The 25,813-nt window shown below is 43.9% G+C and carries 26 protein-coding genes; 17 read left to right on the top strand and 9 right to left on the bottom strand.

Going from position 1 to position 25,813, the window contains the following annotated elements; translation table 11 throughout:
• The 4 genes from OV592_RS15010 (at position 1) to OV592_RS14995 (ending at position 2,775) form a co-directional block, all read left to right on the top strand.
• Positions 1 to 474 carry a Fur family transcriptional regulator gene (locus OV592_RS15010; protein ID WP_406609139.1) on the top strand — a complete coding sequence of 158 codons (474 nt, stop codon included), beginning with the start codon at positions 1 to 3 and terminating at the stop codon, positions 472 to 474.
• Between the two features lie 30 nt (positions 475 to 504).
• Positions 505 to 915: a MerC domain-containing protein gene (locus OV592_RS15005; RefSeq protein WP_406609138.1), complete on the top strand. Its 411-nt coding sequence runs from the start codon at positions 505 to 507 to the stop codon at positions 913 to 915.
• 182 nt (positions 916 to 1,097) lie between these two features.
• Positions 1,098 to 2,096, top strand: coding sequence for a CobW family GTP-binding protein (locus OV592_RS15000; RefSeq protein ID WP_406609137.1), 999 nt, complete (start codon positions 1,098 to 1,100; stop codon positions 2,094 to 2,096).
• Positions 2,097 to 2,274: 178 nt separating this feature from the next.
• Positions 2,275 to 2,775, top strand: a complete 501-nt coding sequence (locus OV592_RS14995) for a hypothetical protein (protein WP_338621853.1) — start codon at positions 2,275 to 2,277, stop codon at positions 2,773 to 2,775.
• 213 nt (positions 2,776 to 2,988) lie between these two features.
• Here the strand turns inward: OV592_RS14995 and OV592_RS14990 are convergent, their stop codons facing one another.
• Both OV592_RS14990 and OV592_RS14985 read right to left on the bottom strand, forming a co-directional pair.
• The gene (locus tag OV592_RS14990) at positions 2,989 to 3,717 is read right to left on the bottom strand and encodes an esterase family protein (RefSeq protein WP_406609136.1); all 729 of its coding nucleotides are present in this window, start codon (positions 3,715 to 3,717) and stop codon (positions 2,989 to 2,991) included.
• Positions 3,710 to 4,684: an acetylxylan esterase gene (locus OV592_RS14985; protein ID WP_406609135.1), complete on the bottom strand. Its 975-nt coding sequence runs from the start codon at positions 4,682 to 4,684 to the stop codon at positions 3,710 to 3,712. The genes OV592_RS14990 and OV592_RS14985 overlap by 8 nt, the downstream gene beginning before the upstream one ends.
• A gap of 196 nt (positions 4,685 to 4,880) precedes the next feature.
• On the opposite strand from OV592_RS14985, the gene OV592_RS14980 reads away from it, so the two are divergent.
• Together OV592_RS14980 and OV592_RS14975 are read left to right on the top strand one after the other, a co-directional pair.
• Complete coding sequence (locus tag OV592_RS14980) at positions 4,881 to 5,564, top strand: DNA-3-methyladenine glycosylase I (protein WP_406609134.1); 684 nt, start codon at positions 4,881 to 4,883, stop codon at positions 5,562 to 5,564.
• Between the two features lie 101 nt (positions 5,565 to 5,665).
• The gene (locus tag OV592_RS14975) at positions 5,666 to 6,478 is read left to right on the top strand and encodes a hypothetical protein (RefSeq protein ID WP_406609133.1); all 813 of its coding nucleotides are present in this window, start codon (positions 5,666 to 5,668) and stop codon (positions 6,476 to 6,478) included.
• Between the two features lie 6 nt (positions 6,479 to 6,484).
• Here OV592_RS14975 and OV592_RS14970 read toward each other — a convergent pair whose 3' ends face one another.
• Complete coding sequence (locus tag OV592_RS14970; RefSeq protein WP_152779594.1) at positions 6,485 to 7,387, bottom strand: TIGR01777 family oxidoreductase; 903 nt, start codon at positions 7,385 to 7,387, stop codon at positions 6,485 to 6,487.
• A gap of 85 nt (positions 7,388 to 7,472) precedes the next feature.
• Between OV592_RS14970 and OV592_RS14965 the strand changes: the two genes are divergently transcribed.
• Positions 7,473 to 8,186, top strand: coding sequence for an SDR family oxidoreductase (locus OV592_RS14965; protein WP_406609132.1), 714 nt, complete (start codon positions 7,473 to 7,475; stop codon positions 8,184 to 8,186).
• Here OV592_RS14965 and OV592_RS14960 read toward each other — a convergent pair.
• Positions 8,133 to 8,624 carry a 2-amino-4-hydroxy-6-hydroxymethyldihydropteridine diphosphokinase gene (locus OV592_RS14960; RefSeq protein WP_406609131.1) on the bottom strand — a complete coding sequence of 164 codons (492 nt, stop codon included), beginning with the start codon at positions 8,622 to 8,624 and terminating at the stop codon, positions 8,133 to 8,135. The two genes, OV592_RS14965 and OV592_RS14960, sit on opposite strands and share 54 nt — an antisense overlap.
• Positions 8,625 to 8,724: 100 nt before the next feature.
• Between OV592_RS14960 and OV592_RS14955 the strand changes: the two genes are divergently transcribed.
• From OV592_RS14955 to OV592_RS14920, 8 genes are all read left to right on the top strand, one after another.
• Positions 8,725 to 9,780: an AI-2E family transporter gene (locus OV592_RS14955; protein WP_406609130.1), complete on the top strand. Its 1,056-nt coding sequence runs from the start codon at positions 8,725 to 8,727 to the stop codon at positions 9,778 to 9,780.
• Entirely contained in the window at positions 9,770 to 10,651 is an 882-nt protein-coding gene (locus OV592_RS14950) for a class I SAM-dependent methyltransferase (RefSeq protein ID WP_406609129.1), read from the top strand. The genes OV592_RS14955 and OV592_RS14950 overlap by 11 nt, the downstream gene beginning before the upstream one ends.
• A 112-nt stretch (positions 10,652 to 10,763) precedes the next feature.
• Complete coding sequence (locus OV592_RS14945) at positions 10,764 to 11,498, top strand: DUF1538 family protein (protein WP_406609128.1); 735 nt, start codon at positions 10,764 to 10,766, stop codon at positions 11,496 to 11,498.
• Entirely contained in the window at positions 11,495 to 12,292 is a 798-nt protein-coding gene (locus tag OV592_RS14940) for a DUF1538 domain-containing protein (RefSeq protein WP_152779585.1), read from the top strand. Before OV592_RS14945 ends, OV592_RS14940 begins: the two co-directional genes overlap by 4 nt.
• Positions 12,282 to 12,635: a P-II family nitrogen regulator gene (locus tag OV592_RS14935; RefSeq protein WP_016403688.1), complete on the top strand. Its 354-nt coding sequence runs from the start codon at positions 12,282 to 12,284 to the stop codon at positions 12,633 to 12,635. The genes OV592_RS14940 and OV592_RS14935 overlap by 11 nt, the downstream gene beginning before the upstream one ends.
• Positions 12,636 to 13,029: 394 nt before the next feature.
• Complete coding sequence (locus OV592_RS14930; protein WP_406609127.1) at positions 13,030 to 13,935, top strand: DoxX family membrane protein; 906 nt, start codon at positions 13,030 to 13,032, stop codon at positions 13,933 to 13,935.
• A 77-nt stretch (positions 13,936 to 14,012) separates the two neighbouring features.
• Positions 14,013 to 14,528 carry an RNA polymerase sigma factor gene (locus OV592_RS14925; RefSeq protein ID WP_016403691.1) on the top strand — a complete coding sequence of 172 codons (516 nt, stop codon included), beginning with the start codon at positions 14,013 to 14,015 and terminating at the stop codon, positions 14,526 to 14,528.
• A 1-nt stretch (position 14,529) separates the two neighbouring features.
• Positions 14,530 to 15,096: a hypothetical protein gene (locus OV592_RS14920; protein WP_016403692.1), complete on the top strand. Its 567-nt coding sequence runs from the start codon at positions 14,530 to 14,532 to the stop codon at positions 15,094 to 15,096.
• 65 nt (positions 15,097 to 15,161) lie between these two features.
• On the opposite strand, the gene pta is transcribed toward OV592_RS14920, so the two are convergent.
• Entirely contained in the window at positions 15,162 to 17,297 is a 2,136-nt protein-coding gene (pta, locus tag OV592_RS14915; RefSeq protein WP_040307631.1) for a phosphate acetyltransferase, read from the bottom strand.
• A 67-nt stretch (positions 17,298 to 17,364) separates the two neighbouring features.
• Entirely contained in the window at positions 17,365 to 18,567 is a 1,203-nt protein-coding gene (locus tag OV592_RS14910; RefSeq protein ID WP_338621843.1) for an acetate kinase, read from the bottom strand.
• Positions 18,568 to 18,871: 304 nt separating this feature from the next.
• On the opposite strand from OV592_RS14910, the gene yfbV reads away from it, so the two are divergent.
• Both yfbV and OV592_RS14900 read left to right on the top strand, forming a co-directional pair.
• Positions 18,872 to 19,330 carry a terminus macrodomain insulation protein YfbV gene (gene yfbV / locus OV592_RS14905; RefSeq protein ID WP_016403695.1) on the top strand — a complete coding sequence of 153 codons (459 nt, stop codon included), beginning with the start codon at positions 18,872 to 18,874 and terminating at the stop codon, positions 19,328 to 19,330.
• Between the two features lie 505 nt (positions 19,331 to 19,835).
• Positions 19,836 to 21,710, top strand: coding sequence for a carbohydrate-binding protein (locus tag OV592_RS14900; protein WP_406609126.1), 1,875 nt, complete (start codon positions 19,836 to 19,838; stop codon positions 21,708 to 21,710).
• A 60-nt stretch (positions 21,711 to 21,770) separates the two neighbouring features.
• Here OV592_RS14900 and rlmA read toward each other — a convergent pair whose 3' ends face one another.
• The 3 genes from rlmA to pflB all read right to left on the bottom strand — a co-directional run bounded on the left by rlmA (position 21,771) and on the right by pflB (position 25,706).
• A complete protein-coding gene (gene rlmA / locus OV592_RS14895) occupies positions 21,771 to 22,568 on the bottom strand; it encodes a 23S rRNA (guanine(745)-N(1))-methyltransferase (protein WP_406609125.1) in 798 nt (265 codons plus the stop codon).
• A gap of 24 nt (positions 22,569 to 22,592) precedes the next feature.
• Positions 22,593 to 23,333, bottom strand: coding sequence for a pyruvate formate lyase 1-activating protein (gene pflA, locus OV592_RS14890; protein ID WP_406609124.1), 741 nt, complete (start codon positions 23,331 to 23,333; stop codon positions 22,593 to 22,595).
• A 90-nt stretch (positions 23,334 to 23,423) separates the two neighbouring features.
• A complete protein-coding gene (pflB, locus tag OV592_RS14885) occupies positions 23,424 to 25,706 on the bottom strand; it encodes a formate C-acetyltransferase (RefSeq protein ID WP_406609123.1) in 2,283 nt (760 codons plus the stop codon).
• Positions 25,707 to 25,813 lie beyond the last annotated feature (107 nt).

The raw sequence follows: 25,813 nt of genomic DNA, 5'->3' as shown, positions 1-25,813 counted from the left end.
GTGAGCAAATTTATGATGCAAATTGATAGCGTTATTCAACATGCCGAGCAACACTGCAAGCAACGAGGTGTTCGCTTAACCACCAAACGCAAACAGGTGTTATCTGGCTTGGTGCAGTCAAACAAAGCGCTCTCTGCTTATGAACTCACCGATTATTGTAAGCAACTATTCGACCAAAGCATTCCTGCCATGTCGGTGTATCGCATCCTTGATTTTCTAGAAACCGAGCACCTTGTGCACAAACTTAGCTTGGCCAATAAATATGTCGCTTGTGCGCATATTTGCTGCAGCCATAGCCATGGGGTACCGCAATTTTTGATATGCGGTAAGTGCAGCAAAGTAAAAGAAATCAGCATCGCAGCTTCAACCATTAATGAGCTAAAACAAAATGCTGAGCAGGCTGGTTTTACCTTAGTTAGCCAGCAACTGGAAATGAACTGCCTATGCGAAGACTGTATTCAGCAAGCGGCTTAATTTAATCAACATTTAAAACAAGGAATGTTAATGAAAGTCACTCAAGCAATCGGCGATAAGTTCGCCATCGGTTTATCATTTGCGTGCGCCATTCATTGTTTGGTGTTACCTCTGTTGTTTGTCTTAGTTCCCAGCATGGTTGCGCTACCTTTACACAACGAGGCTTTTCACCTTTGGATGGTCGTAGCGGTTATACCCATTAGTGCTTATGCACTCACCATGGGGTGTAAACAACACAAACGAACCAAAGTGCTGCTATGGGGTATTGCAGGTTTGGCTCTATTGATTTTGGCAGTCGCCCTTGGTGAAGACCGTATTGGGGAAATTGGCGAAAAATCGCTTACCTTGTTAGGCGCAACGTTAGTAGCTGTTGGCCACTGGATGAACTATCGTTTGTGTCACCAGCATGATCACAACAATTGCGATTGCCCAGAGCATTAAGGCTTTCAGCCTTTTTAACCATTATTACTTGTTTAGCCCCATCATTAAACCAAGTCTTAAACTTAAAGGCTTGGTTGAGTTAGTCTAGTAATCAACGTTCTTTCCTCAGTTAAGTAATGCTATAACCAATACTTAGTTTTTGCAGCAATGCTTACCTTTTTTAATTAATTGGAACACAAACCATGAGCAGTAAGCGCCAGCCCATTAGCGCCGTACCAACTAATATCATCACTGGCTTTTTAGGTGTAGGTAAAACCTCAGCTATTTTGCAGCTAATGCGCAATAAACCAGAGAACGAACGCTGGGCGGTACTCGTAAATGAGTTTGGCGAAATTGGTATAGATGGCGCCTTACTACAAGGCCAACATCAGCAGCAACAAGTATATATTCGCGAAGTTCCAGGAGGCTGCATGTGCTGCGCTGCGGGCTTGCCAATGCAAATCGCATTAAATCAGTTGTTAAGTGAATCTACCCCAGACAGGCTACTTATCGAACCTACCGGATTAGGTCATCCCAAAGAAGTGTTACAAGTGCTCTCATCCAAGTATTACCAACAAGTGTTAACACTAAACAAAACCATAACCTTAGTGGATGCCAGAAACCTTAGTGATGCCCGTTACACTAACCACGAAACTTTCAACCAACAAATCGCAATAGCCGATACAGTGATAGGTAATAAGTTAGATCTTTATCAAACAGATGAGCAGCAACAGCTACGTGAATATGTTGCTCAACATGGGCGCAAAGGTGCGCAAGTTCTGTTTAGCAAAAACGGCCAGATGGACATTAGCTGCCTGCAAGGCGTTACGGCGGGTAGCTATGCACCTGATGAACATCATCATCATGGGCACAATAAACCTTTAGCTTCCGAGCAAATTATTCCAGAGAGTGGTTACTTAAAAGCCAGCAACCAAGGCGAAGGCTTTAACAGTATAGGCTGGCGTTTTGCACCTAATAAAGTATTTGACCGCAAGAAGCTGTGTTTGCTGCTATTAAGCTTAAAAGTAGAACGCATAAAAGCCGTATTTATCACTAGCAGCGGCGTATTTGGCTACAACTACACCAGCGATGGTCTAAGCGAAGCTGAGCTAGATGACTGCCTAGAAAGCCGCATAGAAGTGATCGCAGATCAGCTAGATGATGGTTTAGAAGCAAGGTTGCTTGAGTGTTTGTTAGAGTAGGTAAGGGGGGGCGAAGTTTAGCTATGCTAGGATACTATTCTTACATTCCTAGTTTAGTTGTTTGAAAGTAAATGTTACATCCTTGTATCCTTAAGTGATAAAAAAATTAATTGCTTGATAGTTTTAAATATATATCTATTATTTATGGCCTTTCGCTGGCCATATACAAGGATGTGTAATGAAGTTGATGAGTCAACTGCTACCAGGTTTTTTGCTTTTTTTATTTAGTTTATATCACTATCAAAGGAGCAACCTTCCAATTCCTAGCTTTAATCAACTCGAGCTTCATCAAGGTAAGGTTTTATCTACTCGTAAATCAAATTCAATTGGAAAGAAGAGCAGTTGTAGTTTTGGGGTGAAGCTAGACTCAGACACGTCAAACTACCTTAGTTTACCGTGCTTTAAAGGTTATAAAGAGGTACTTTCCTTGGTTGGAAAAAGTGCTGAGATAAGAACCCACTCCACAGAAATGTGGGGAGTTTTTTATGATGTAGAAGTTTGGGATGTAGTGGTTTCTGGAAAACATTACTATAAATATGCTAATAGAAGCTATAATCAGGCTACTTCTCGTTTGTGGGTGATTATATCAAATTTCGCTTTGTGGGCAGGATATATATATTGGCTGTATAAGAATAGAGAGTCTTCGGTAGGCCGGCTAAAAAAAAGGCATTATTTTTAATTAAAACCCCTTTTTATTCATGCTTTGAAATATAACTACTCAGTAGTTTTTACTTTTCGTGAAGCGTTAAGAATGAATAAAGCATCATGAATAAATTGAGTTTAAAGCAAATGCCAATTCGTTGATTGGAGCTTATACTCAAAAGCCATTTACTTGGAAAGTGAAGCCTATTTGTGAAGTTTTACAGAATTATGTTTAACTGCTGTACCTTCTCTACAAATGCAACGGCACCATTTGTCGCCAGTAACGTCCGCGGTGGGCGCGGCCTTGCCATTCAATCATTCGATGATTTAAGCCTTTGTGATTAAGGATATGGCTTAGGGTGTGGTTGTTTTGCAGGAAGGGATCTTGATTACCAATAATGAATAGTAAATCGGTATTGGCTAGCTCGGCCAAGCGTTGAGGGCAGTTTAGGTTTACTAGGTAGTGGGTGGGTGTGTGAAAATAGACGTTGTCGTTATAAAAGCCTTCGAACAAATCACTGAAAGATTCAACCTGCCAAGTAAGGTCGAAACGGCCCGAAAAAGCTGCCAGCTTGTTAAACAAGTGAGGGTGGCGAAATACAATGTTAGCGGCATGATAAGCACCTAAGGAGCATCCGTGAGATATGGTGCAAGGGTGGTCATTTTTCTGCGCCATTAAGGGCAGCACTTCGCGTAGGATGTAGTCTTCGTATTGCTGGTGGCGCTGGATACGCCCAGCAGGGTGGGCCCAAAAACAATACATGCTTTCTATATCGATGCTATCTACACAATACAATTGCAGCTGTCCGGCATTTATTTTGTGAGCGATTGAGTTAACGAGTCCTAGGTTCTCGTATTCATAAAATCGCCCGCCGCGAGTAGGAAACACCAGCACTTTAGCCCCTGCGTGACCAAAAACCAACAGCTCCATATCGCGATGTAAATTAGGGCTCCACCAACGATGATATTCTCTATTCATGCTTAGTGAGCTCAGCAAAAAATGTAGCCAATTGTTGATTTACCTGCTGGCGCTGCTGTTGTTGCTCGGGGTAGTCGAAATGGCCTGCTTTTAGCACTGTAAGTTGTTTAGGCTGAGGAGCGTTGTTATATGCCGAAAACTGTCCAGGTGGCGCGACAAAAGGGTCAAATAAGGCCAAGGCCCAATGGCTAGGACACCTTAAGTAAGTTGCTGCGGTGGCTGAGTCAAAATAGCGTAATGTACTTAATGCGAGTTTGGGTTGCTGTTGGTAAAAGTCTTGTAATGCTTTGCCGCTGCCATGGGTAGCCAGTTTTAAACGCAGCGCTACGTTACCAAAAGTGGGCACATGAAAGTGAGCACGCTGAATGCGTGGGTCAAAGGCGCTCGCAAATATGCACAGTCCGCCTCCAAAGCTGCTGCCCATTAAGCCTATCTTATTGGTAACTTGTGGGAATAGACGTAACAGGGCGCTAACTCCGCACCATAAATCTTGAACACAACCGCCAATAATGTAGCGCTCTTTATCTTGAATGTTGTGCAGTACGTGCCACATGGGATTGTCTGAAATAGGCGCTTTGGCACTTAAGCCAATGCCCCGTGAGCAGGGCATTAACACTGCTGTGTTATAAAGCGATACTGGGCAGTCTACTTGTTCGATACCACCATAACCATGGGCACTAATGATTGCTTGTTTTACCACACCCGAGTGGGGAAGTAGCAGCCAGCCGCCGCAACGCATTTGCTTAGTAGAGTTGTAATAGCACTTAAAAATGCGCCAGTTGGGAGTGTCTTGGTGGCAATCTTGTATAGCGACGTCTGGCCTAATTTGCAGGGCATGCTGATATTTGTTTTGCCAAAAGCTTTTAAAACCTCTGGGTCGATCATCTGGATGCAGCGCTTTAAGTTGGCTTAAGGTGTATCCGTAGTCTGGCTCAAACTCAAAATCATGTTTAAGTTTGCTGGGCATATTTCGCTATCTTCATTTAGGTTTATGAAAACTATAACGCTTTTATGTTACAGATTTCTAATGTTAAATTTTTTTGTCAGTGTGGTCGAATCAGTTGCTATTAAAAATGCTAAACAACAGGCTTTAGTCAATACTGCTAAGCGGTATAGAATAATTCTCACTTAGGCATCTCTGATTTAACAAATAAGGATAGATTGTGGTTGAAGACTTTTCTTCTATTTGGCAACGAGCGGCGGAGCGTAAAGGTGGCGATGCTGCGTTACAACATTTGCTTACTACCCCTTTAAGTCGTGAACACTTAGCTAGCATTAGTGATGATCGCTGGTTGTCGGCAATGACTAAAACTATATTCCAATCTGGTTTTGTGTGGCGAGTGGTAGAAAATAAGTGGCCAGATTTTGAGCGGGCCTTTTTCGACTTTGATCCAGAAAAAATGCTGATGCTGGACGACAGTCATATTGAACGTTTATGTAACGATGCCAGCATTATTCGTAATCGCCAAAAAATCATCACCGTGCCACATAACGCCCAGATGATTTTAGACCTTGCTAGCGAGCATGGCAGCTTTGCCAAGTTTGTTGCGCAGTGGCCTTGTGATGACATTGTAGGTTTATGGTTATTGCTTAAGAAGCAAGGTGCGCGCCTTGGCGGTAATTCTGCCTCTTATACCTTGCGTCGCATGGGTAAAGATACCTTTATGTTGTCGAATGATGTGGTGGCTTACTTGGTTAATCGCGGGGTGATAAACAAAGCGCCAACCAGTATTAAAGGGCTAAAAGCAGTGCAAGAGGTGTTTAACAGCTGGCAATTACAAAGCAGCTTACCTTTAGCGGCTATTAGCCAAACCGTTGCCTACTCTATCGGTGAAAACAACTTATAAAGTCTAGGGCAATTTACTGCTGACAGAATCAACACAAACTCAGCTGAACTAAGCTTGTTGCCATCAGTCTATTGGTTTTTGTGGGTAATAGGCTTTCATGGATGGCAAAGTGTGGTAACAGCTTTTGGAATTCGGCGCTGGTGGTTTCTACCTTGGCGCATGTGGGGCTGTTATATGTATTGTTGAATCACTTGTATCAAATTCGCGAGAGTCAACCTGCCAAGGCCTCTCGCCCGATTATTCAAGCCAGCTTGTACAAAACACCAAGGCTGGCGTTGACTACGCAGCAAGAAGCTAAGCAGATCCAAATACTTGAATCCCCTAAAGATGCCAACTTGTTGGTAGAGCCTAAACGGCACACGAGTATAGTTACCGATAAACCAAGTAACCTGCAAAGCAACTCTGGCAGTCAGCTACCAGTTAACAAGCCTAGCAGTGCAGAGCCAGCAGAAAGCCCCACAGCAAACGTAAAACCAACTAAACAGGCCGATATAGTCACCCAAGCTTTCAAAAGTAAAAGTGTTGTTCAAGCGCCAGTTTCACGAGCTGATCCCCCGCAACAACCGCGCTCAGCAGCGTCATATCTTGAGCGTTACCAACAGCAACAACTGGACAAACTTGCCACAAAGCGGGCTAAGCGCTTTGAGCAACAAAAAAACGCTCCGGCTTTAGCTAATCCCAAAAAGCACAAATCCAGCTTGAGCGCAGAGCAGCAGTTTAAGCAAAGTCTAGAAGTTAAGGTGGATTGCAGCAACTCGGCTAAGCGGGCTGCGACTATCGCCGCGGGTTTATTTGGCGGCACTTTACGTTGTGAGCCTCAAGCCGAGTTACAGCAGTTCCTCGATGCAAAGCGCCAAAAAATGTTTGATGAAGAGCAGAAAAGGCCGTTGCGCTCGGTAGTGATTGAGCCCTAGACGTTCTTAGCGGCGCAGCAGTATTTCTTTGAAGGCATGGTCTAGCTCTTTGTAGCGAAAGTTAAAGCCTTCTCCGCTTAGCCGTTTCGGCAGCACCTTTTGCCCGCCAGTAATTAAGCTGGCCATTTCGCCCATTGCGGTATTTAACACCCAAGCTGGTGCCCGAAATAAGCATGGGCGCTTAAGTTGCTTGCTTAGCGCTTGGCTAAATTGTTGGTTAGTGACAGGGTTAGGAGAGGTTAAGTTGTAAGCGCCATGGCATTGCTGATTGTTGAGCAGAAATATAATGGCGTCTACCATGTCACTAATGTGGATCCACGACATTTGCTGTTGGCCATCGGCCACTGGGCCACCTAAACCTAAACGAAAGGCTGGCAACATTTTTGCCAATGCCCCACCTTCTATGCCAATTACCACGCCAGTGCGCAAAACACATACACGGGTATGCTCGTTAGCCGCTTTTAATGCGATTTGCTCCCAGGTTTTACATACTTGATGAGGGAAGGAGTCGTCTTCTATGATGCTGGTTTCGTCTAAGGCTTGTTGGCCTTGCTCGCCGTAATAGCCAATGGCACTGCCACTAATAAAAGTATCTGGTGCTTGCTCACTTTGTTCAAATAGCTCTACTAGGCGCTCGGTGAGTGCCCAACGGCTATCGCAAATACGCTTCTTTTGTTGTTCGGTCCAACGTTTGTTGGCGATAGGTTCGCCAGCTAAGTTAATAACGGCATCGTATTCGTTAAGGTTATTGAGGTCTTTAAGAGAAGGAATGGCCAGTAGGTTATGTCCAAGCTTTTGATAGGCGCGAATAGGGTTGCGTGACAATATCGTCAATTCATGACTAAATTGTAAATGTTTAACTAAGCGGCTGCCGATGAAGCCAGTTCCACCGGTAAGTAGTATTTTCATAATGTTGAGCAGTCCTTGTCAGGGCTAGCCATGTTACTCTTTGATTTAGTTAACAATAGCAGAGATTTATAGGATGGAAAGCAAGATGAAGACGGTTTTGATTACCGGGGTTGGTCGACGCTTAGGTTTTTTTCTTGCGCATCAGTTTGTTGGCTTAGGTTATCGGGTTATTGGTCAATATCGAAGTGAGCGCGCCGAACTAGCTGAGCTAAGAGACTTAGGGGTTACATTAGTACAAGCCGATTTTAGCCAACGCACTCAGCTATTAGGCTTTGTGGAGCTGCTACCAAAGCTTTGCGACAGTTTGGACGTACTCATTCATAACGCTTCGTTATTTGTTAGCGATGAGCCAAATCACAGCCCTGCCGAGCAAGCTGAGTTTTTTGATGCCATGTATGCAGTGCACATGTTGGCGCCAAAGCTAATTAACGAGACTATGCATAGTGCATTATGCAGGGCCAAAGGTTGCGTAGTAATGATGACCGATATTTATGCTCAGCAGCCACATGCTAAGTTTCGCTCTTACTGTGCTTCTAAAGCCGGCTTGGCTAATATGCTAAAAGCTTATGCTAGCCATTGGGCACCAGAGGTGAGAGTTAACGGCATAGAGCCAGGGCCGATGTTATTTTTGGATGAGCATGATCAACAGCATCGTGAGCGGGTACTGGCGCAAACCCCCTTAGCTAAAGAAGGCGGCATAGCGCCGGTTTGGCAAACCATTGAGTTGCTGATTAACAATGAGTTCCTAACCGGATGCTCGATTAAAGTGGATGGTGGTAGGTCGCTTACCCAGTGGTAGGCATTGCTGCGGGTTTAGTTGCAGGTTTATATCTAGCGCTTGAGGAAGCGTTTTTGCTGCGGTGGTAAATAGTTGCTGTTGGAGCGTGAGCAAAAAAGGGTCGATCGCTAAATAGGCAAGGGCAGCTTGCTGCTCTGCCGGCCCAATTAAATCTATGTCTAAGCTTCGGTCTTTAGCGCTAGATAGTGGATCGTTGCGATTGCGACCGTGCCTAGCTTCAAGTTGATTAAAAAACTGTTTAAGTTGGCTGGGGCTTTGCCTCGATTCAAACCAGCCTAAGGCATTCACAAATTTATGTTCAGTTTGAATATCAAAAGGTGTGGTTTCGATAAACGAGCTAATGGTGAGTGTTTGCAAGCGTTCACTAAGTTGGCATAGCGCAGCAGGAAGGTGCTCGAGTGGCTCAATGTTGCTGCCAAGGCTACATAAGTAAAACATCTGGTTACTCCCGTTTGCTATTGGATTTTATTTAGCCTTTTCGCCAGCGCTTATGCAAGCTAAACTGCTGAGCATAATCAGTTATTTCTAGGAGTGAGTGGTGAATCAACCCACCTCGATGCGCCATGGCTTAGTCACAGCCGCTGCCTTAGTGGTTTTACTGGCAGGGCTTAAAGCTGCAACACCGGTGTTAATCCCATTTTTGATGTCGATGTTTATCGCCATTATTGCCAGCCCCATAGTTAATTTCTTAACCCGATTAAGAATTCCACGGGTATTGTCGGTAATGATGGTGCTGTTGCTAATTGTATTTTTAATCATGCTGTTAGCAGGCGTTGTAGGTAGCTCGATTAGCGATTTTAGAGCCTCTATTCCTGTGTACCGAGAGCAGCTGCTGGTGCAATTAGCTGGTTTAAGTGCATTTGCAGCGCGTTTTGATATCGACCTGTCGATGAGCATTGTGACTGATTACTTTGACCCCGGCATTATTCTGGGGCTATTTGCTAATACCTTAACTGGCTTAAGCGGGGCAGCCGCTAACATCTTCATTATTTTGCTAGTGACGATTTTTATGTTGCTAGAAGCCGATACCATGCCACAACGAATGCACGATGCGATTCATAATCCTGGCGTGCGTATGTCTCAGGTGAATAAGTTTTTAAAAGCGGTTAACAGCTACATTGCAGTTAAAACGTTAATCAGTTTGTTTACCGCCATTCCTATCACCATTGTGCTGACCTTGCTGGATCTAGACTATGCGATTTTGTGGGGGATTTTGGCCTTCTTGCTTAACTATATTCCTAATGTGGGTTCGCTTATTGCTGCGATTCCACCAGTATTATTAGCCTTATTACAACTGGGGCCTAGCCAAGCTTTGGCTGTGGCGGGTTTATATGTGGGCGTAAATTTGGTGATGGGCAACATAGTGGAACCACGTATTATGGGCAAAGGTTTAGGTTTGTCTTCGCTGGTTGTGGTGCTGTCGTTAATATTCTGGGGCTGGTTGTTTGGCAGTGTTGGTATGTTGTTATCGGTGCCCTTGACCATGATTATCAAAATTGGCTTGGAATCTAGTAACAGTGGCCACTGGTTCTCGCGTATCCTTAGCCACCCAGACGATTTAAAGAAAGAGAGTGAACCTGTAGATGAAGCTTAATCTTCCGCAGCTAAGTGGTAATGCATTACGTGTTGTACATGGTCGCGGCCACTGCCTAGAAGGTGCTGAATCCTTCAATATTGAATGGCTACCACCAATAATGCTGATTGTGGCTTATGCGCCTCTCAGCGAAGAGTTGGTGAGTCAGTTAGTGGAGCAATTGAGTGTAGAGCCTTTGGTTGAGGGCGTATTTTTGCAACAGCGTGACCAAGCCATGGCCCCAGTGAGCCACTTATGGGGTTGTGAACAAACGCCGAATGAAGTAACTGAACAAGGTTTACGCTACAAAGTTGAAGTTGGCACTCATCAAAACTTTGGGATCTTTTTAGATATGGCCAAAGGACGAGAATGGGTAAAGCAGCAAGCCGAAGGTAAACAAGTACTTAACTTGTTCTCTTATGCTTGTGGCTTTGCCGTAGCCGCGATTGCTGGTGGCGCTAAGTCGGTGGTTAATATCGATATGAGTAAAGCAGCGTTAAGTGTTGGCCGCGACAACTTGCGTCTAAACCAGTTGGATGACAAAAAAGCCCGCTTCTTTGGCCACGATTTGTTTAAATCTTGGGGTAAGCTGCGCAAGCACGGCCCTTATGAATTGGTGATTGCTGATCCGCCATCAATGCAAAAGGGCAGTTTCTTGGTTGAAAAAGATTACCCGCGGATTATTCGCCAGCTGCCTAGTTTGCTCACAGAGAACGGCATAGCTATGTTGTGTTTAAATGCGCCGTGGTTAGGGCGTAGCTTTTTGCTCGACGCCATTGCCACAGAAGCCCCACAATTAAAGCTTATTGAAACGCTGGAAAGGCCAGATGCGGTAATGGAAAAAAGCCCAGATGATGGCTTAAAAGTGCTTATCTTCCAAAATCAGCCTTAGCTACAAATATCACAATTTAGCGCTTTACTGCCCCTCGCTACTCAGCGTTAGCTAACGCTCTGCTAAGCTTGTATTAAGCCTTTAATTCAAAGGTTTAATACAAGGAGCGTATATGGGGTTTCGTTTTTCTCACCTATTTTCCTCTCTGCTTAAAAGTCTTCGCGATATCTCGCCGATAGTTGTGGTTGTTTTGTTTTTCCAATGGGGAGTGCTAGACAGCAGCTTACCTAATGTTTTGAGTATCTTAAGTGGTGCTGTGATGGTGGTGGTGGGTTTAAGCTTTTTTGTGATGGGCTTAGAGCTAGGGCTGTTTCCTATAGGCGAAAACCTTGCCCATGCCTTTGCCAATAAAGGCAGTTTGCTAGCCCTGCTTAGCTTTGCTTTTTGTTTGGGCTTTGGCACTACCATCGCCGAACCGGCCTTAGTAGCTGTAGCAAAAGAGGCCGCAGAGGTAGCCGCACAAGCCAAGCATATTGAAAACACCGAAACCGGTATGCAGGAGTATGCCGCTGGGCTGCGTTTAAGTGTAGCCTTTGCCGTTGGCCTAGCGATTGTGATTGGCGTTATTCGCATCATAAAAGGTTGGCCGCTATATCTAATTATCATTGGCGGTTATTTGTTGATTGTGTTGCTTACCATGTTTGCCCCGCAAGAAATCATTGGTATTGCCTACGACTCTGGTGGAGTGACAACCTCTACTATCACCGTACCTTTAGTCACCGCCCTTGGAGTTGGTTTAGCTTCGGCCATTAAAGGCCGTAACCCCTTGCTTGATGGCTTTGGTTTAATTGCTTTAGCTTCGTTAACCCCCATGATGTTTGTGATGCTCTACGGGATAGTCTATTGATTAGCGCAAGCCTAAATTTCTTAGAGACGCTGTTTGGCACGTTAGGGGATATTTTCCCCATTGTTGTGACCATATTGGTCTTTCAGTATTTGGTGATTAAGCGGCCGATTAGTCAGCCAAAGCAGCTGCTACTGGGCACGCTATTCGTTGTGCTGGGCATGGTGTTATTTTTATTGGGTTTAGAGCAGGCACTATTTCCACTGGGCGAGTCTATGGCAAAACAACTCACCAGCGCAGAATTTTTGGGCTTAGATGAGTCTGCGGTTTATGTCGTGTCGGAACACTGGGCGGCTTATGCTTGGATTTACCTGTTTTCTGCTGCTATTGGCTTTAGCACTACGATTGCCGAACCTTCTCTGTTAGCGGTAGCCATAAAAGCTAATGGCGTGTCGGGCGGGGCTGTATCAATAGGTGGTTTGCGGATCTCTGTAGCAATTGGTGTGGCTTTAGGCTTAGCCTTAGGCAGTTATCGAATAGTGGTGGGTGACCCGCTGCATTACTACATTATTGCAGGTTATATTTTGGTGGTGATACAAACCCTGTTTGCTCCTAAAGCGATTGTACCTTTGGCTTACGACAGTGGAGGCGTGACCACATCTACGGTTACTGTGCCTTTAGTGACCGCACTGGGTTTAGGTTTGGCTGAATCGGTGCCTGGGCGTAGCCCCCTACTTGATGGCTTTGGCTTAATTGCGTTTGCCAGCTTATTCCCCATCATTTCGGTGCTTGCCTATGCGCAAGTTACTAGTTTCTTAGCAAGTTCTAGTTTGTCAGGAGATGACGATGAAATTTAAATTGATTCTTGCCTTTGTTGATGACCAAAAAACCACCTTGGTGCTTGATTCCGCGCGTGCTGCCGGCGCTACCGGTGCAACGGTAATAAATAATGCGCGAGGTGAAGGAGTACATCGCAAAAAAACCTTCTTTGGATTGAATTTAGAAGCACAACGAGACGTGTTGCTGTTTGTTGTGGAAAGTCACCTTGCCAAACCGATCTTAAATACTATTAGTGCGGTGGCTGAGTTTGACCAAGAAGAAGGGCAGGGAATTGCTGTATTGCTAGACGTAGAAGAAGCCGTTGGGGTAGCTCATCAAATTCAGGCCTTAATTCACAAAGTACCTACAGACGAAGAGTAAACGGGATTAATGTGAATAAATAGTTATGTAGAGCTCAATAATTGCCTTCTGCTGTGTATAACTATTATCTTTTTATTTTTTTATCCACACATTCTGTGGATTAAAGTGTGTATGAAACCACTGTTTGTAAATATCTTATTGTTTTATATGACTTTTTAATGTTGTCTAAAAAAGAAGCGATGCTTTATGGTGCCATTTTAGTAGTTGCATTCTTTAGAAAACTGTAGACGAATTCCCGAGTTGTAATGTGGTAGTGGCTATTCCGTCCTGTCTATTTAGTTTAAAGCTACATCTATTCTTAATGATAAATAAAAAAATAATCTCAAAAGCTGCAATCAAACGTGGCGTTGATTCGTTACTGCTAAGTAAAGTCATTAATGGAATAGAGAATAAGATGGAACAAAAGCAATTAGACAACGCAGCATTATGGTTGCGTATAGGCCTTGGATTGGTGTTTATTATTGGTGGTACATCGAAACTAAGCTTGTTGTTAAACTCCAGCACCGAAGCGGCAATGGTTGCCAACTACATGGGGACTACCGGTTATATTAATGAGTTATTTCAAGACTACCTGTTTTCTGCAGGATTACTTAGCCCTTGGGCATTTTTAACTACTTTATCGGCTTTTGAGCTATTGTCGGGTGTGGCTTTGGCTGCAGGTTTTTTGGTTAGGCCTTTAAGTCTATTTTACGGGTTTTTGCTATGGACTTTTGTGGTATCACTGCCTGTTGATACTGTACCAGGGGCATCGGTAGGTGTGAGTACTTATACTTCACCGGCGATATTTGTGCAGATTAGAGACATTACCCTGTCGGGTATGATGTTTGTGTTGTTTAACCTAGGCGCTGGTGCGCTGAGCATTGATGAACGGCTGCGCAGTAAACGTGGGGTAGCCAGCAAAAATTCTCAAGACTGGCAAACGTTAGGTCTGTTGTTACGTTTTTCTTTAGGTATGACCTTTATCGTCGCTGGCTTTTTCTCGGGCTATGCAAAAATCCCTAGTTTTGCTACTCATCAGCTAGTTTTAATGGTTTTGGGTCTAATTTTTATTTTTGCTCATGGTAAAACTCTAAAAATGGGAGCTGTAGCCTGCGTATTAGTGATGATTTGGTTTATGCTTCAGAAGTTCTCTATCGATAAGTCACTGATTAAGAACTTAAATGGAGTTAAACGAGAGTTCGCTTTAGCAGCGGCAGCCATAGTGTTGGCAAAACTGGGTGGAGGAAACCGCTTTAGTTTGCAAGACTTGTTGCTAAGAGTGAAATCTTACTACTTGTTTAACCGCGCAGTGAGTAAGTGATAGCTTGTTCGGCGTGAAAGCGCCGTGTTACTTGAATAACAAAGGAATGTCTGCTGGATAGTTAGCAGTAAGATAGCATGCTGAAATTGTTTAAACGTAAAGCCCGACCGGTATTTTCGGACGCGCTGCTTAACCAGTTATATCGCTATAGTTTTTCACTATGTCACAATAGTGAGCAGGCTTATGACCTATTGCAAAGTTGCTGCGAAAAAGTGCTGCAGAAAGATCCTCCGCCAGAACCTCTTAAACCTTTTATGATGCGAGTTATTCGCAACGAATTCATCGACAACTTTCGTCGTAAAAAGCTGGAGTTGGTGGTGGATGAGGACCAATACATTGATGCCAGTATTGTTGAAGAGAGTCTACAAGACATGGAGTTGCTGCTGATAGACCAGCAACATGTTGGCTTAGTGATGGAGCGTTTGTCTGAAGACGAACGCGAACTTTTATACTTATGGGCGGTAGAAGGTTTTAGTATTCAAGAAATAGCCACCACTAGCGGAGTTGCTCGAGGCACCTTGTTATCACGCGTTTCCCGCTTGAAAAAGCGTTTAAGTGATGAGTTTGGTCACTTAATTGAGGAGGTGTCTTAAGATGAGCTTTAGCGCGCAAGATGGCAGCTTTAAGCAACTTACTCGAGATTACTTTCAAGAGCTGCAGCTTTCTAAGAAGCAAGTTAACAAATTACAGGGCTTAGCCAAAAGCAAGCAAATGGATGCTAGCCAGTGGGCTTGGGCAAGTGCGGTCTCTTGTGTGCTGGCCGTAACTATCTATTTGGCCTTCTTTGCCGGCATCAACTATTCCGCTATTTCTAAAGAGATTGCCTATAACCATAACAGCCAAATGCAAATGGAAGTTATGTCCTCATCGATTAATGATATTCAAAAACATCTTAACCGTTTGGATTTTAAGCTCATTCAATCTCAATTATTAGATAAAGATAAATGGGAGCTAATGGGGGGGCGCTACTGCAGTATTGATGGCCGTATTGCCGCTCAGTTAAAAGTTAGAAACCGTCAAAGCTTGCAAGTACACACTTTCTATCAAGCTAAGTTGCCTGAAGAGTGGCTAAACATTACTAAGCAAAAAGAATTAGAAGTGGATGGTGTTAAGGTAAAAGTTTGGCAAGAAAAGGGCTTACTTATTGGCCTAGCTATTTAGAAAGCTAACAAACAGATACAAAAAAGCCGATCCTACGATCGGCTTTTTTATTGCTTAGCAATAACTTACTTGCTTTGGCCTGCTTGAATTGCGGTCAGTGCAATGGTGTAAACAATGTCGTCTACTAATGCACCACGTGACAAATCGTTTACAGGTTTAGCCATGCCTTGCAGCATAGGACCAATACTGATTAGGTCGGCACTACGTTGAACGGCTTTATAAGTAGTATTACCGGTGTTCAAATCTGGGAAGATAAACACAGTTGCTTTACCTGCAACAGGGCTGTTAGGCGCTTTGCTCTTAGCAACGTTTTCCATAATTGCAGCATCGTACTGAAGCGGACCATCAATGATTAGCTCAGGGCGGCGCTCTTTAGCAATTTTGGTTGCTTCACGTACTTTTTCTACGTCTGAGCCAGAGCCTGAGCTACCAGTAGAGTAAGAAATCATTGCAACACGTGGCTCGATGCCAAAGGCAACAGCAGACTCTGCAGATTGAATGGCGATATCTGCCAATTGTTCTGCACTTGGGTCTGGGTTAATTGCACAGTCACCATATACCAATACTTGATCAGGTAGCAGCATGAAGAAGATAGAGCTCACCAAGTTGTAACCTGGCGCAGTTTTAATCAACTGTAGCGGCGGGCGAATGGTGTTGGCTGTGGTGTTAACTGCACCAGATACCAAACCGTCTACTTCGTCGTTAGCTAGCATCATAGTACCTAGTACTACGTTGTCTTCCAATTGCTCTTTGGCTACTACTTCAGTAAGGCCTTTGCCTTTACGCAACTCAACCATTGGTGCAACGTATTTGCCTTGAATTTCAACCGGGTTGAAAATCTCAACACTTTCGCCAAGCACTACGCCTTGTTGGCTAGCAATGCGCTGAATCACTTCTGGGTTACCTAGCAATACTGGGCGAGCAATACCACGTTCGGCACAAATAGCTGCAGCAGCGATAGTGCGTGGCTCTTCGCCTTCTGGCAATACGATACGCTTGTTAGCGTTGCGCGCCATTTCGGTTAACTGGTAACGGAAAGCTGGTGGCGATAAGCGACGAGCACGCGCAGATATAGCGGTAAGTGACTCAATCCAATGTTTATCGATGTGACCAGCAACGTAGTCTTGTACTAATTCGATGCGTTGAGAGTCATCTACTGGGATTTCTGCATTAAAGCTCTGTAGCGCTAATGAAGTTTGCCAAGTATTTGAATTGATAAGCATAACAGGTAAACCTGTAGCGAATGCACCTTCACATAACTTAAGAACTTGTGGCTCAGGTTGGTAACCGCCAGTAAGCAGCAGGGCACCAATCTTAACGCCGTTCATGGCAGCTAAACAGGCCGATACAATTACGTCTGAGCGATCACCAGACGTTACCAACAAGCTGCCTGCGTTAAAGTGTTCAACCATGTTTGGAATACTACGTGCACAGAAGGTCACACGACCTAGGCGGGTATCCATGTCACCTTCATTAATAATGGTGGCATTTAAGTGGTTAGCTAAGTCGCGAGCACGTGGCGCAACAAGTGGTGCATTCCAAGGCACGCAACCTAAGATACGCAGAGGACTCTTGCCAAACATTTGCAGTACTTCAAGGTTGGTAGAGTGATCTGATTTGTTATCGAACATTTCAGTCAGATCTGGACGAGTGATTTCGTGCTCGTCGATTGGCGCGCCAACTTTGTTAATAATGCAGCCGATAATGCGTTTGTTCTTCAAGCCGCCAAAGTTGTTACAGGCAATTTCCATACGCTCTTTTAGCTGCTGAGAAGTATCGCTACCAGGGTTAGTAACAAACACCATATCTGCGTCTAGCGCTTTAGCAATACCGTAGTTTACATTGGTAGCGTAAGGCGACTCTGAGGTAGGCACTAAGCCTTCCACTACGACAATTTCGGCACCAGAAGTTGCAGAATTAAAACGCGCTACAATGCCTTCGAGTAAATCGTCGATTTGGTTAGCACTGATGAGGTTTTCTGCGTAAGCCTGAGTGAATGGCTCTGGAGGAATAATGTTTGAAGCTTGACGGATAATAGCGGTAGAACGTTCTGCACCTTTCTCACGGGTTTTAGGCTGTGCGATAGGTTTGAAAAAGTTTACGTTTACGCCATTACGTTCCATAGCGCGAACCATACCAAGGCTGACGGATGTTACACCAACACCAACGCCAACTGGGATTAACATAATTGTACGAGCCACGGCTGTACCTCTTAAGTTAAGTGATAGAACAAGGCTGAGTATTACTCAGCCTTGATAAGAATCTGCATTAAGCTTGAGTTAATGCCACTGCATCTTGTGCGATTACCATTTCTTCGTTAGTTGGAATAACTAAGATTGGGCGACTTGAGCTAGTGCCAATATTACCTGAATTACCAAAACGTGCATCCAAGTTTGCTTGCTCGTCTAGGCTAAAGCCTAACAGGGCTAGTTTTTCGATGGTTAGCTTACGAACTAGCGCTGAGTTCTCACCAATACCGCCAGTAAATACTAAGGCGTCTAGTTTACCGTCCATTGAGGCAGCGTAAGACATAATGCTTTTCGCTAAGCGGTAAGTGAATACGTTCATGGCGCGAATGGCTGGTTCTTTACCTTCGCCATAACCTTCTTCGGTGTAGCGACAATCACTGCTTGCTTCAGTTAGGCCCATTAATCCAGACTGCTTGTGCAGCATGTTGTTAACTTCTTTTAGGGTGTAACCTTCACGATCAACAAGGTGGAAGATAATGGCTGGGTCAATGTCGCCGCTGCGAGTACCCATTACCAAGCCTTCTAACGGAGTTAAGCCCATGCTGGTATCAAAGCTTTTACCGTTTTTAACTGCACAAATTGATGCGCCATTACCTAGGTGAGCGGTAATAACGTTAGTTTGTTCGATCGGCTGTTCTAACATTGCAGCAGCTTCACGCGAAACGAATAGGTGGCTGGTACCGTGCATGCCATAACGGCGAATACCTTTTTCGCGATATAACTTGTAAGGCAGTGCGTACAAGTAAGAGCTTTCTGGCATAGTTTGGTGGAAAGCTGTGTCAAATACCGCAACGTGTGGGCGCTTAGGGAAACAAGCTTGTGCTGCACGAATACCAATTAGAGCCGCTGGGTTATGCAATGGTGCAAGTCCAGAGCATTCTTCGATACCTTCTACAACCGCTTCATCGATGATAGCTGATTTGGTGAATTTCTCTCCACCATGAACAACGCGGTGACCAATAGCAACAATGTCGTTTAGGATTTCAGGGTTAGCTTCTAGAATATTTTTTACGATGAATTCGATGGCTTCACGGTGAGCTGCGTAAGCACCTAGGCTTGATTCGTTTTTCTCACCTTGCGCTTTCCATTTAAGGCGCGCATCTTCTAAATTAAAACATTCCGCTAAACCAGAAATAATCTCTTCGCCACTTAACGCATTTAGAACTGCAAATTTAAGTGAAGAGCTACCACAGTTAAGAACGAGTACCAGCTTGTTGCTCATTTATAGACACCTGTTGTTGAATTTGTTCAATTATAGACAGTGAAAGAAAAAACGTCGGGCATTGCGAGACACGTTTTTTGTTTCAGATTTTCAGTCTCTGACTAAGGCAAATTAGATTTGACCTAGTGCCTTGGTCTCAATCAAGCTACACTTAACAAATAAGCTGATTTATATGAAACCGTTTGCCGGACCAATGATAACCGAAAGCAAATTTTATTCATATATGTCATACTAATAACTAGCCAAAAATGTAAAAAAATTACTAGTTTATTGGTTTAAGTCAATTTTGAGTGTTGAGGTGCCCATGGGCAAATTCTCTGAAATGTTAAATGATGGTCGTGAATACATGAAACGCTGGCCTAATCAGCGTGTACTGGCCCCTATCTTTCCTGAGAATCGCGTTATTTTTGCTACTTCACTGGCGATGAAAACCATGCCTGCGATTGCAGTGGTTACGGTAATGATGCCGTACATGGCTAATTTGACTGAAATATTACCACAATCAGTAATGATGGCGATGGTGATATTTTTAATGCCTTTGCACGGATTATATTGGCTAGGTAAACGTGCTAACTCACAATTGCCGCCGAGCCTGGCGACCTGGTATCGTGACTTGCATCACAAGTTAGCCGAGGCGGGTGAAAGTATTGCACCGGCTGTTACTCAGCCCCGTTATGCAGAATTAGCAGATTTACTGCGAAAAGCCTTTAAACGCTTTGATAAAAGCTTTGTGTTAGCCGACGACTTTAACGATTATTCCTAGTCTTTATTTGTAATACAATTAATCGAGCTTATTGAGCAAGATCGCTAGTGTATTTTGTTCTTGTTCAGTTGGTTTTTTGTCGCTAATTTCAGAGCCTATTTCCTTTGTATGTTTTTTCTTCCTTGATTGTGTTTTTATATTCATTCCTCTCGTTCATTTCCTCCCTAAATCCCGTTAGCTAGCTATACAATAATATCAACAACTTACGTATATCGCTAAACACCAAGAAACCGCCTTTTGGACATATCATTAGTCGCTATTTGTAAATATTTATTCGGCTGTCGAATTATTTAATCTAGCTCCCATCTCTTGCGTTAAGTTAATAAATTATATTGATGTTTTTGTTATTTTTGCTTTAGGTGAATCTAGGTGCTGCTTAGGCTAATCAACATTCGCTTTATTACTTGTTAATGTTTTTAACATTGTATGACATATCAATAAATACTGATGAGGCTGGCCAATAAGCAGAGGGTAACTAAAACTACAATAGCGGAGCGCTATAATAATGAAAGCCAAATTCGTCGGTGCTTTTTCTCAATTAATCACACTTATTGGTGCACTATTAGTGTCTAGTAACGTGATTGCGGAACCAGCACCAGCTAGTCCTTCAATCGAACCACCTGCTGGATACAAGTGGGAAATGGTAGAGGCGTTAACAGATAACTTTAATGGAAACACCTTAGATTCTAATAAGTGGTATGACTATCATCCAGTTTGGTCTGGCCGATATCCTTCAAGGTTTAAAAAGGGGAATGCCTTTGTGCAAGACGGCGTGTTGTTTTTACGCAGTACTAGTCAAATAGATACCCCATTAGCCGATCCTGAATCTAGGGTTTGGGTTGATGCGGCAGCGGTGGTATCAAAAGAGAAATTGGCAGAGCCAGGTTGGTACTATGAAACCTCTATGAAAGCTTCTGACACCGCAATGAGTTCATCATTTTGGTTTCGTATAGGTAAATACTCAGAAATTGATGTGATTGAACATATTGGTCGCGCAACCAAAGGAAATGTTGATGCGACTAAATCCTTTTTATATGAAGCTAATACCCACGTTTATGGCGAGCAATCTGGCGCTTCTATTCCTGAGTCTTACAAAATGGCTACTCGAGGTAGAGATGAGTTCCATCGCTATGGCTTATGGTGGAAAGATGCCAATAGTCTTTGGTTCTACCATAACGGGGTAAAAGTGTTTGAGATCCAGCCATCGGTGGCTTTTCAAGAAAAGCTACACATGATTTTTGATACTGAAACGCTAGCGTCTCAATGGGTGGGCTACCCAACAATTGAGTCGCTTAAAGATGATTCTCGTAATGCGATGAAAGTTGATTGGGTTAAAACATGGAAGTTAGTACCAGGGGAGCCAGAGCCGCCAGTTACTGCCGAACATTCGATTCCCGGGAAAATAGAGGCTGAACATTTTTCTAACCAAAGTGGAATTCAAGTCGAGCCTACTTTAGACAGTGGCGGTGGTGACAATATTGGATATATCGAAAATGGTGATGTTGCCGAATATAAAGTTAATGTTGCCCTAGCTGGGAAGTATAAGCTTAGTTTTCGAGTTGCCTCGGCGACCAACGGTGGCAACTTAGTGATTAAAACCAACAGTTCCACATTAGCTTCACTGGCAGTACTGGGCACTGGGGCTTGGCAAAACTGGCAAACCATTGAGCAGGAAGTGACTTTAGCCAAGGGAGTGCAAACGCTGTCTTTAGATTTCACTGGAGAAAGCGGCTACTTATTTAATCTAAATTGGCTAAGTGCAGAGTTACTCGAGAGCAATACCGGAACAGCCTACAAAACGCATGCTATTCCCGGCCTAATTCAAGCCGAAGATTATGACAACGGTGGCGAAGGAGTAGGGTACTCTGATAGCAATACTAGTAATCTGGGTGGCCAATACCGAAATGACGGTGTTGATATTGGCAATGCTGCAGATATTGGTGGCGGGCAATTTGTTGGTTGGGTAGAAGCTGGCGAGTGGCTGCAATACACCATTAGCAATGTTACTCAAGGCAATTACGATGTAAATCTGAGGCTTGCAGCGGCCGGCACAAGCGATAAATCGGTTAGCCTAAACATAGACGGCAACACCTTAGGTAGTGTGAACTTTAAAGCTACCGACGGTTGGCAGAATTGGCAAACGCAAACCTTGAAGAATATATATATTTCTGGGGAGCCAAATCAGCAGCTACGAGTACACATGGAAACGGGGGCCCTTAACCTAAATTGGATTGAGTTTGTGCCAGTAAGCAACGTGAGTGTTGATCAGTGCAATAACACTCAACAGTGTCGAAACGAATTTGGCAGTCAGGCAACAGATTGCTTAAATAGTCAGTCGGCAACGAGCATATGCATGTGTGGCACAAACCAGTGTTTGTAGTGTAGGTAATTGCACCCATCTAGCTTGTAACTCGGGTGGGTGCTTTAGTTTATACTGATGTTATTGCCGTTGATAAACTTGCAGCACAAATTCAAAATTCATTTCGAAATCATCCTGCGAATTAAGGTGCTGTTCTAACTCTTTATTTTTCTTCCACGCGAAGGGAGTCATCATGCACAGGGCGTTCATATCTGGACGGTTTAAGGTAGCTAGCTGCGCAATTTTTTGTTGTTCTAACAATTGCCATCCGGGCATGTCTTCTGCTTGTTCAGAGTGAGCTTGTAGGTCTTTGTATAACAGCGTGCGTAGCTTAGATAAGTGCATCGCGCCTGGGACTACTTTTAGTAGGTAAGCCTTGGGCTTACTGATACGCAATAGCTCTTGATTGTCGCTGGGGGCAAACACTCTTACGGTGAAGTCGATGCTGTTATCAGCAATAGGAAGGCGATGGTTACTCGCCACAAAAAACTGTGCTTGCTTGCAGCGTTTGGCTGCCATGCGAATACCATCTTTAGCTATATCAATACCGATAACACTGTTGGCATTACTTTGTTGTTTGCTAATGGTTTGCGTGTAATAGCCTTCTCCGCAGCCTAGATCCACAATGTTTTGGGCAGAATACTGGCTAAGCATTTTATTGATGGCCGTTGCCAAAAACGCAAAGTGCCCTTGATTAAGAAAGTGCTGCCTAGCCTGCAGCATGGCTTTACTATCTCCTGGCTGTTTAGAGTGTTTATGCTGAACTGCCAGTAAATTGGTATAACCTTCTTTAGCTTGATCAAAACAATGGCCCTTATCACAGGACCATTGTTTATTTTGAAGGCTCAACGCGCTTTGACATATAGGGCAAATAATCATGTATAGCTTATTCTCGAGAGGCTATTAGTAAATCACTTTATCGTGATACTGCTTTAAAATGCCGCTAATGGTTTCCATAGTGTCTTTGCTTGGTGGTTTAACGCCAGCAAGTGGGTAATCTTCGCCCATGGCCGTCCATTTGTGCTTGCCTAACTCGTGATAGGGTAATAATTCAATTTTTTCTACATTATCAAAAGGCGCTAAAAATTCGCCTAAGTCATGTGCTGATTGTTCGTCGTCGGTAAAGCCAGGCACTACAACATAACGTATCCAGGTTTTTTGACCTACCTTGTGCAAGTAGCGAGCAAAATCTAAGGTACGTTTATTACTTACGCCCACCAAATCTTGGTGCACATCATCATGTATTTGTTTAATGTCGAGCATCACTAAGTCTGACACTTCCAGTAGCTCGTCAATGACCTCGGTATGTTTGCGCACATAACCGTTGGTATCTAAGCAGGTATGAATACCTTGCGCCTGACATTCTCGAAATAGGTCTCGCACAAACTCAGCTTGAAGTATCGCTTCTCCACCACTAGCTGTTACACCGCCGCCACTGGCATTCATAAAACGTCTATAAGGGGTAAGGTCACTCATTAGCTCACTAACGCTAATTTCTTTACCGTCGTGTAAATCCCAAGTATCGCGGTTGTGGCAGTATTGGCAACGCATTAAGCAACCTTGCATAAATACAATAAACCGGATCCCTGGTCCATCAACGGTTCCGCAAGACTCAGTAGAGTGAATTCGCCCAATCTTTGACATTTGTTTCTCCAAAAAAAAACCTTGCCCAAAAACTTGGGCAAGGTTAATTATAACCGTAGTCTCTGCTAAGCAGAACTACTTAACGTTCAATTACATACTTTGTGTGAAAGTACGAGTGATTACGTCTTGTTGTTGCTCTGGCGTTAGCGAGTTAAAGCGCACTGCGTAACCAGATACACGGATGGTAAGCTGAGGGTATTTCTCAGGATTTTCCATCGCATCAACTAACATTTCACGGTTCATAACGTTAACGTTCAAGTGTTGACCACCTTCTACGTCAGCGTTGTGGTAGAAGTAACCGTCCATTAAGCCAGCTAAGTTAGACTTCTGAGTATCGTCATCTTTACCTAGTGCGTTTGGCACGATAGAGAAAGTGTAAGAGATACCGTCTTGTGCGTTAGCAAATGGTAGTTTAGCTACTGATGTTAAAGATGCTACCGCACCTTTTTCATCACGGCCGTGCATTGGGTTAGCACCAGGAGCAAAAGGAGCACCTGCTTTACGACCATCTGGAGTAGTACCTGTTTTCTTACCGTATACAACGTTAGAAGTAATAGTAAGAACTGACTGAGTAGGAATCGCATCACGGTAAGTTTTAAGCTTACGGATTTTATTCATGAAGCGGTTTACTAGGTCAACGGCAATATCATCTACGCTGTCGTCGTTGTTACCAAATTTAGGGTAATCACCTTCAATTTCGAAGTCGGTAGCAATACCGTCTTCGTCACGAATAGGCTTAACTTTAGCAAATTTGATAGCAGACAATGAGTCAGCTGCAACTGATAGACCAGCAATACCACAAGCCATAGTACGGCGAACGTCACGATCGTGAAGTGCCATTAATGAAGCTTCGTAGCTGTACTTGTCGTGCATGTAGTGAATACAGTTAAGTGCAGTCACGTATTGCTCTGCTAGCCAATCCATAAAGGTGTCTAGGCGACCCATTACGTCGTCAAAGCTTAGAACTTCGTCAGTGATCTTGTCAGAAACAGGACCTACTTGGATCTTAAGCTTCTCATCCATACCACCGTTAATTGCGTAAAGCAGTGTTTTAGCTAAGTTAGCGCGAGCACCGAAGAACTGCATGTGCTTACCAACAACCATTGGTGATACACAGCAAGCAATTGCGTAGTCATCGTTGTCGAAGTCAGTACGCATTAGGTCATCGTTTTCATACTGGATAGATGAAGTATCGATAGATACCTTGGCACAGTATTTCTTGAAGTTAATAGGTAGTTGCTCAGACCATAGAACAGTAATGTTCGGCTCTGGAGAAGGACCCATTGTGTATAGCGTGTTCAAGAAACGGAAAGCTGTACGGCTTACTAGCGTACGACCGTCAGTACCCATACCACCGATAGACTCAGTTGCCCAGATTGGGTCACCAGAGAACAAATCATCGTATTCAGGCGTACGCAGGAAACGAACCATACGTAGCTTCATTACTAAGTGGTCTACTAATTCTTGCGCTTCGCTTTCTGTTAGTGTGCCAGCAGCGATATCACGCTCAATGTACACGTCTAGGAAAGTAGTAGTACGACCAAACGACATTGCAGCGCCGTTTTGTGATTTAACAGCAGCTAGGTAGCCGAAGTAAGTCCACTGTACTGCTTCTTTTGCATTTTCTGCTGGGCGAGAAATATCACAGCCGTATTTAGCTGCCATTTCTTTAATTTGGCCTAGAGCACGGTGCTGCTCGCTGATTTCTTCGCGAAGCTGCATAGTAGAAGCTAGGTCAGAACCGTTTACAAAGTCACCTTCCAAAGAACGGTGTTGCTTAACTTTGTCAGCCATTAAGAAGTCGATACCGTAAAGTGCTACGCGACGGTAGTCACCAATAATACGGCCACGGCCGTAAGCATCAGGCAAACCAGTTAGTACACCTGACTTACGACACTTCATGATAGCGCCAGTGTAAACGTCAAATACACCTTGGTTATGGGTTTTACGGTAGTCAGTGTAAATTTTGCTTACCATTGGATCCAATTCGCGATCGTAAGCTTTACAAGAACCTTCAATCATACGAATACCGCCGTTAGGGATAATCGCACGTTTTAGTGGCGCTTCAGTTTGCAGGCCAACAATTTGCTCTAGATCTTGGTTGATGTAACCAGCGTCGTGAGCAGTAATGGTTGAGATTACTGAAGTATCGAAGTCTACCGGCGCGTGAGTGCGGTTTTCTTCTTTAATGCCTTCCATAACTTTGTCCCAAAGCTTATCCGTAGCTTCGGTTGCTCCAGCTAGAAAGCTCTCATCGCCTTCATATGGAGTGTAGTTAGTTTGAATAAAGTCACGAACGTTAACTTCATTTTGCCATTCGCCGGTTTTAAAACCTGACCAGGCACTAGCAAAAACATCGTTCTTCTCTGCCATTTCTTGTCCCACCTATAAGTTGGTATACAAATAAATATTCTATGGTTTATCAGATAGCTAAAGAGCCACTATCTTAAGCCCTTGGAACAAGTATAGTGCTTGTTCCA

It is taken from the genome of Agarivorans sp. JK6, assembly GCF_045277145.1.
GTDB classification, from domain to species: domain Bacteria; phylum Pseudomonadota; class Gammaproteobacteria; order Enterobacterales; family Celerinatantimonadaceae; genus Agarivorans; species Agarivorans albus.
Note: the sequence above shows the minus strand (reverse complement) of the source record. Positions and strands in the feature narration are given on the sequence as shown.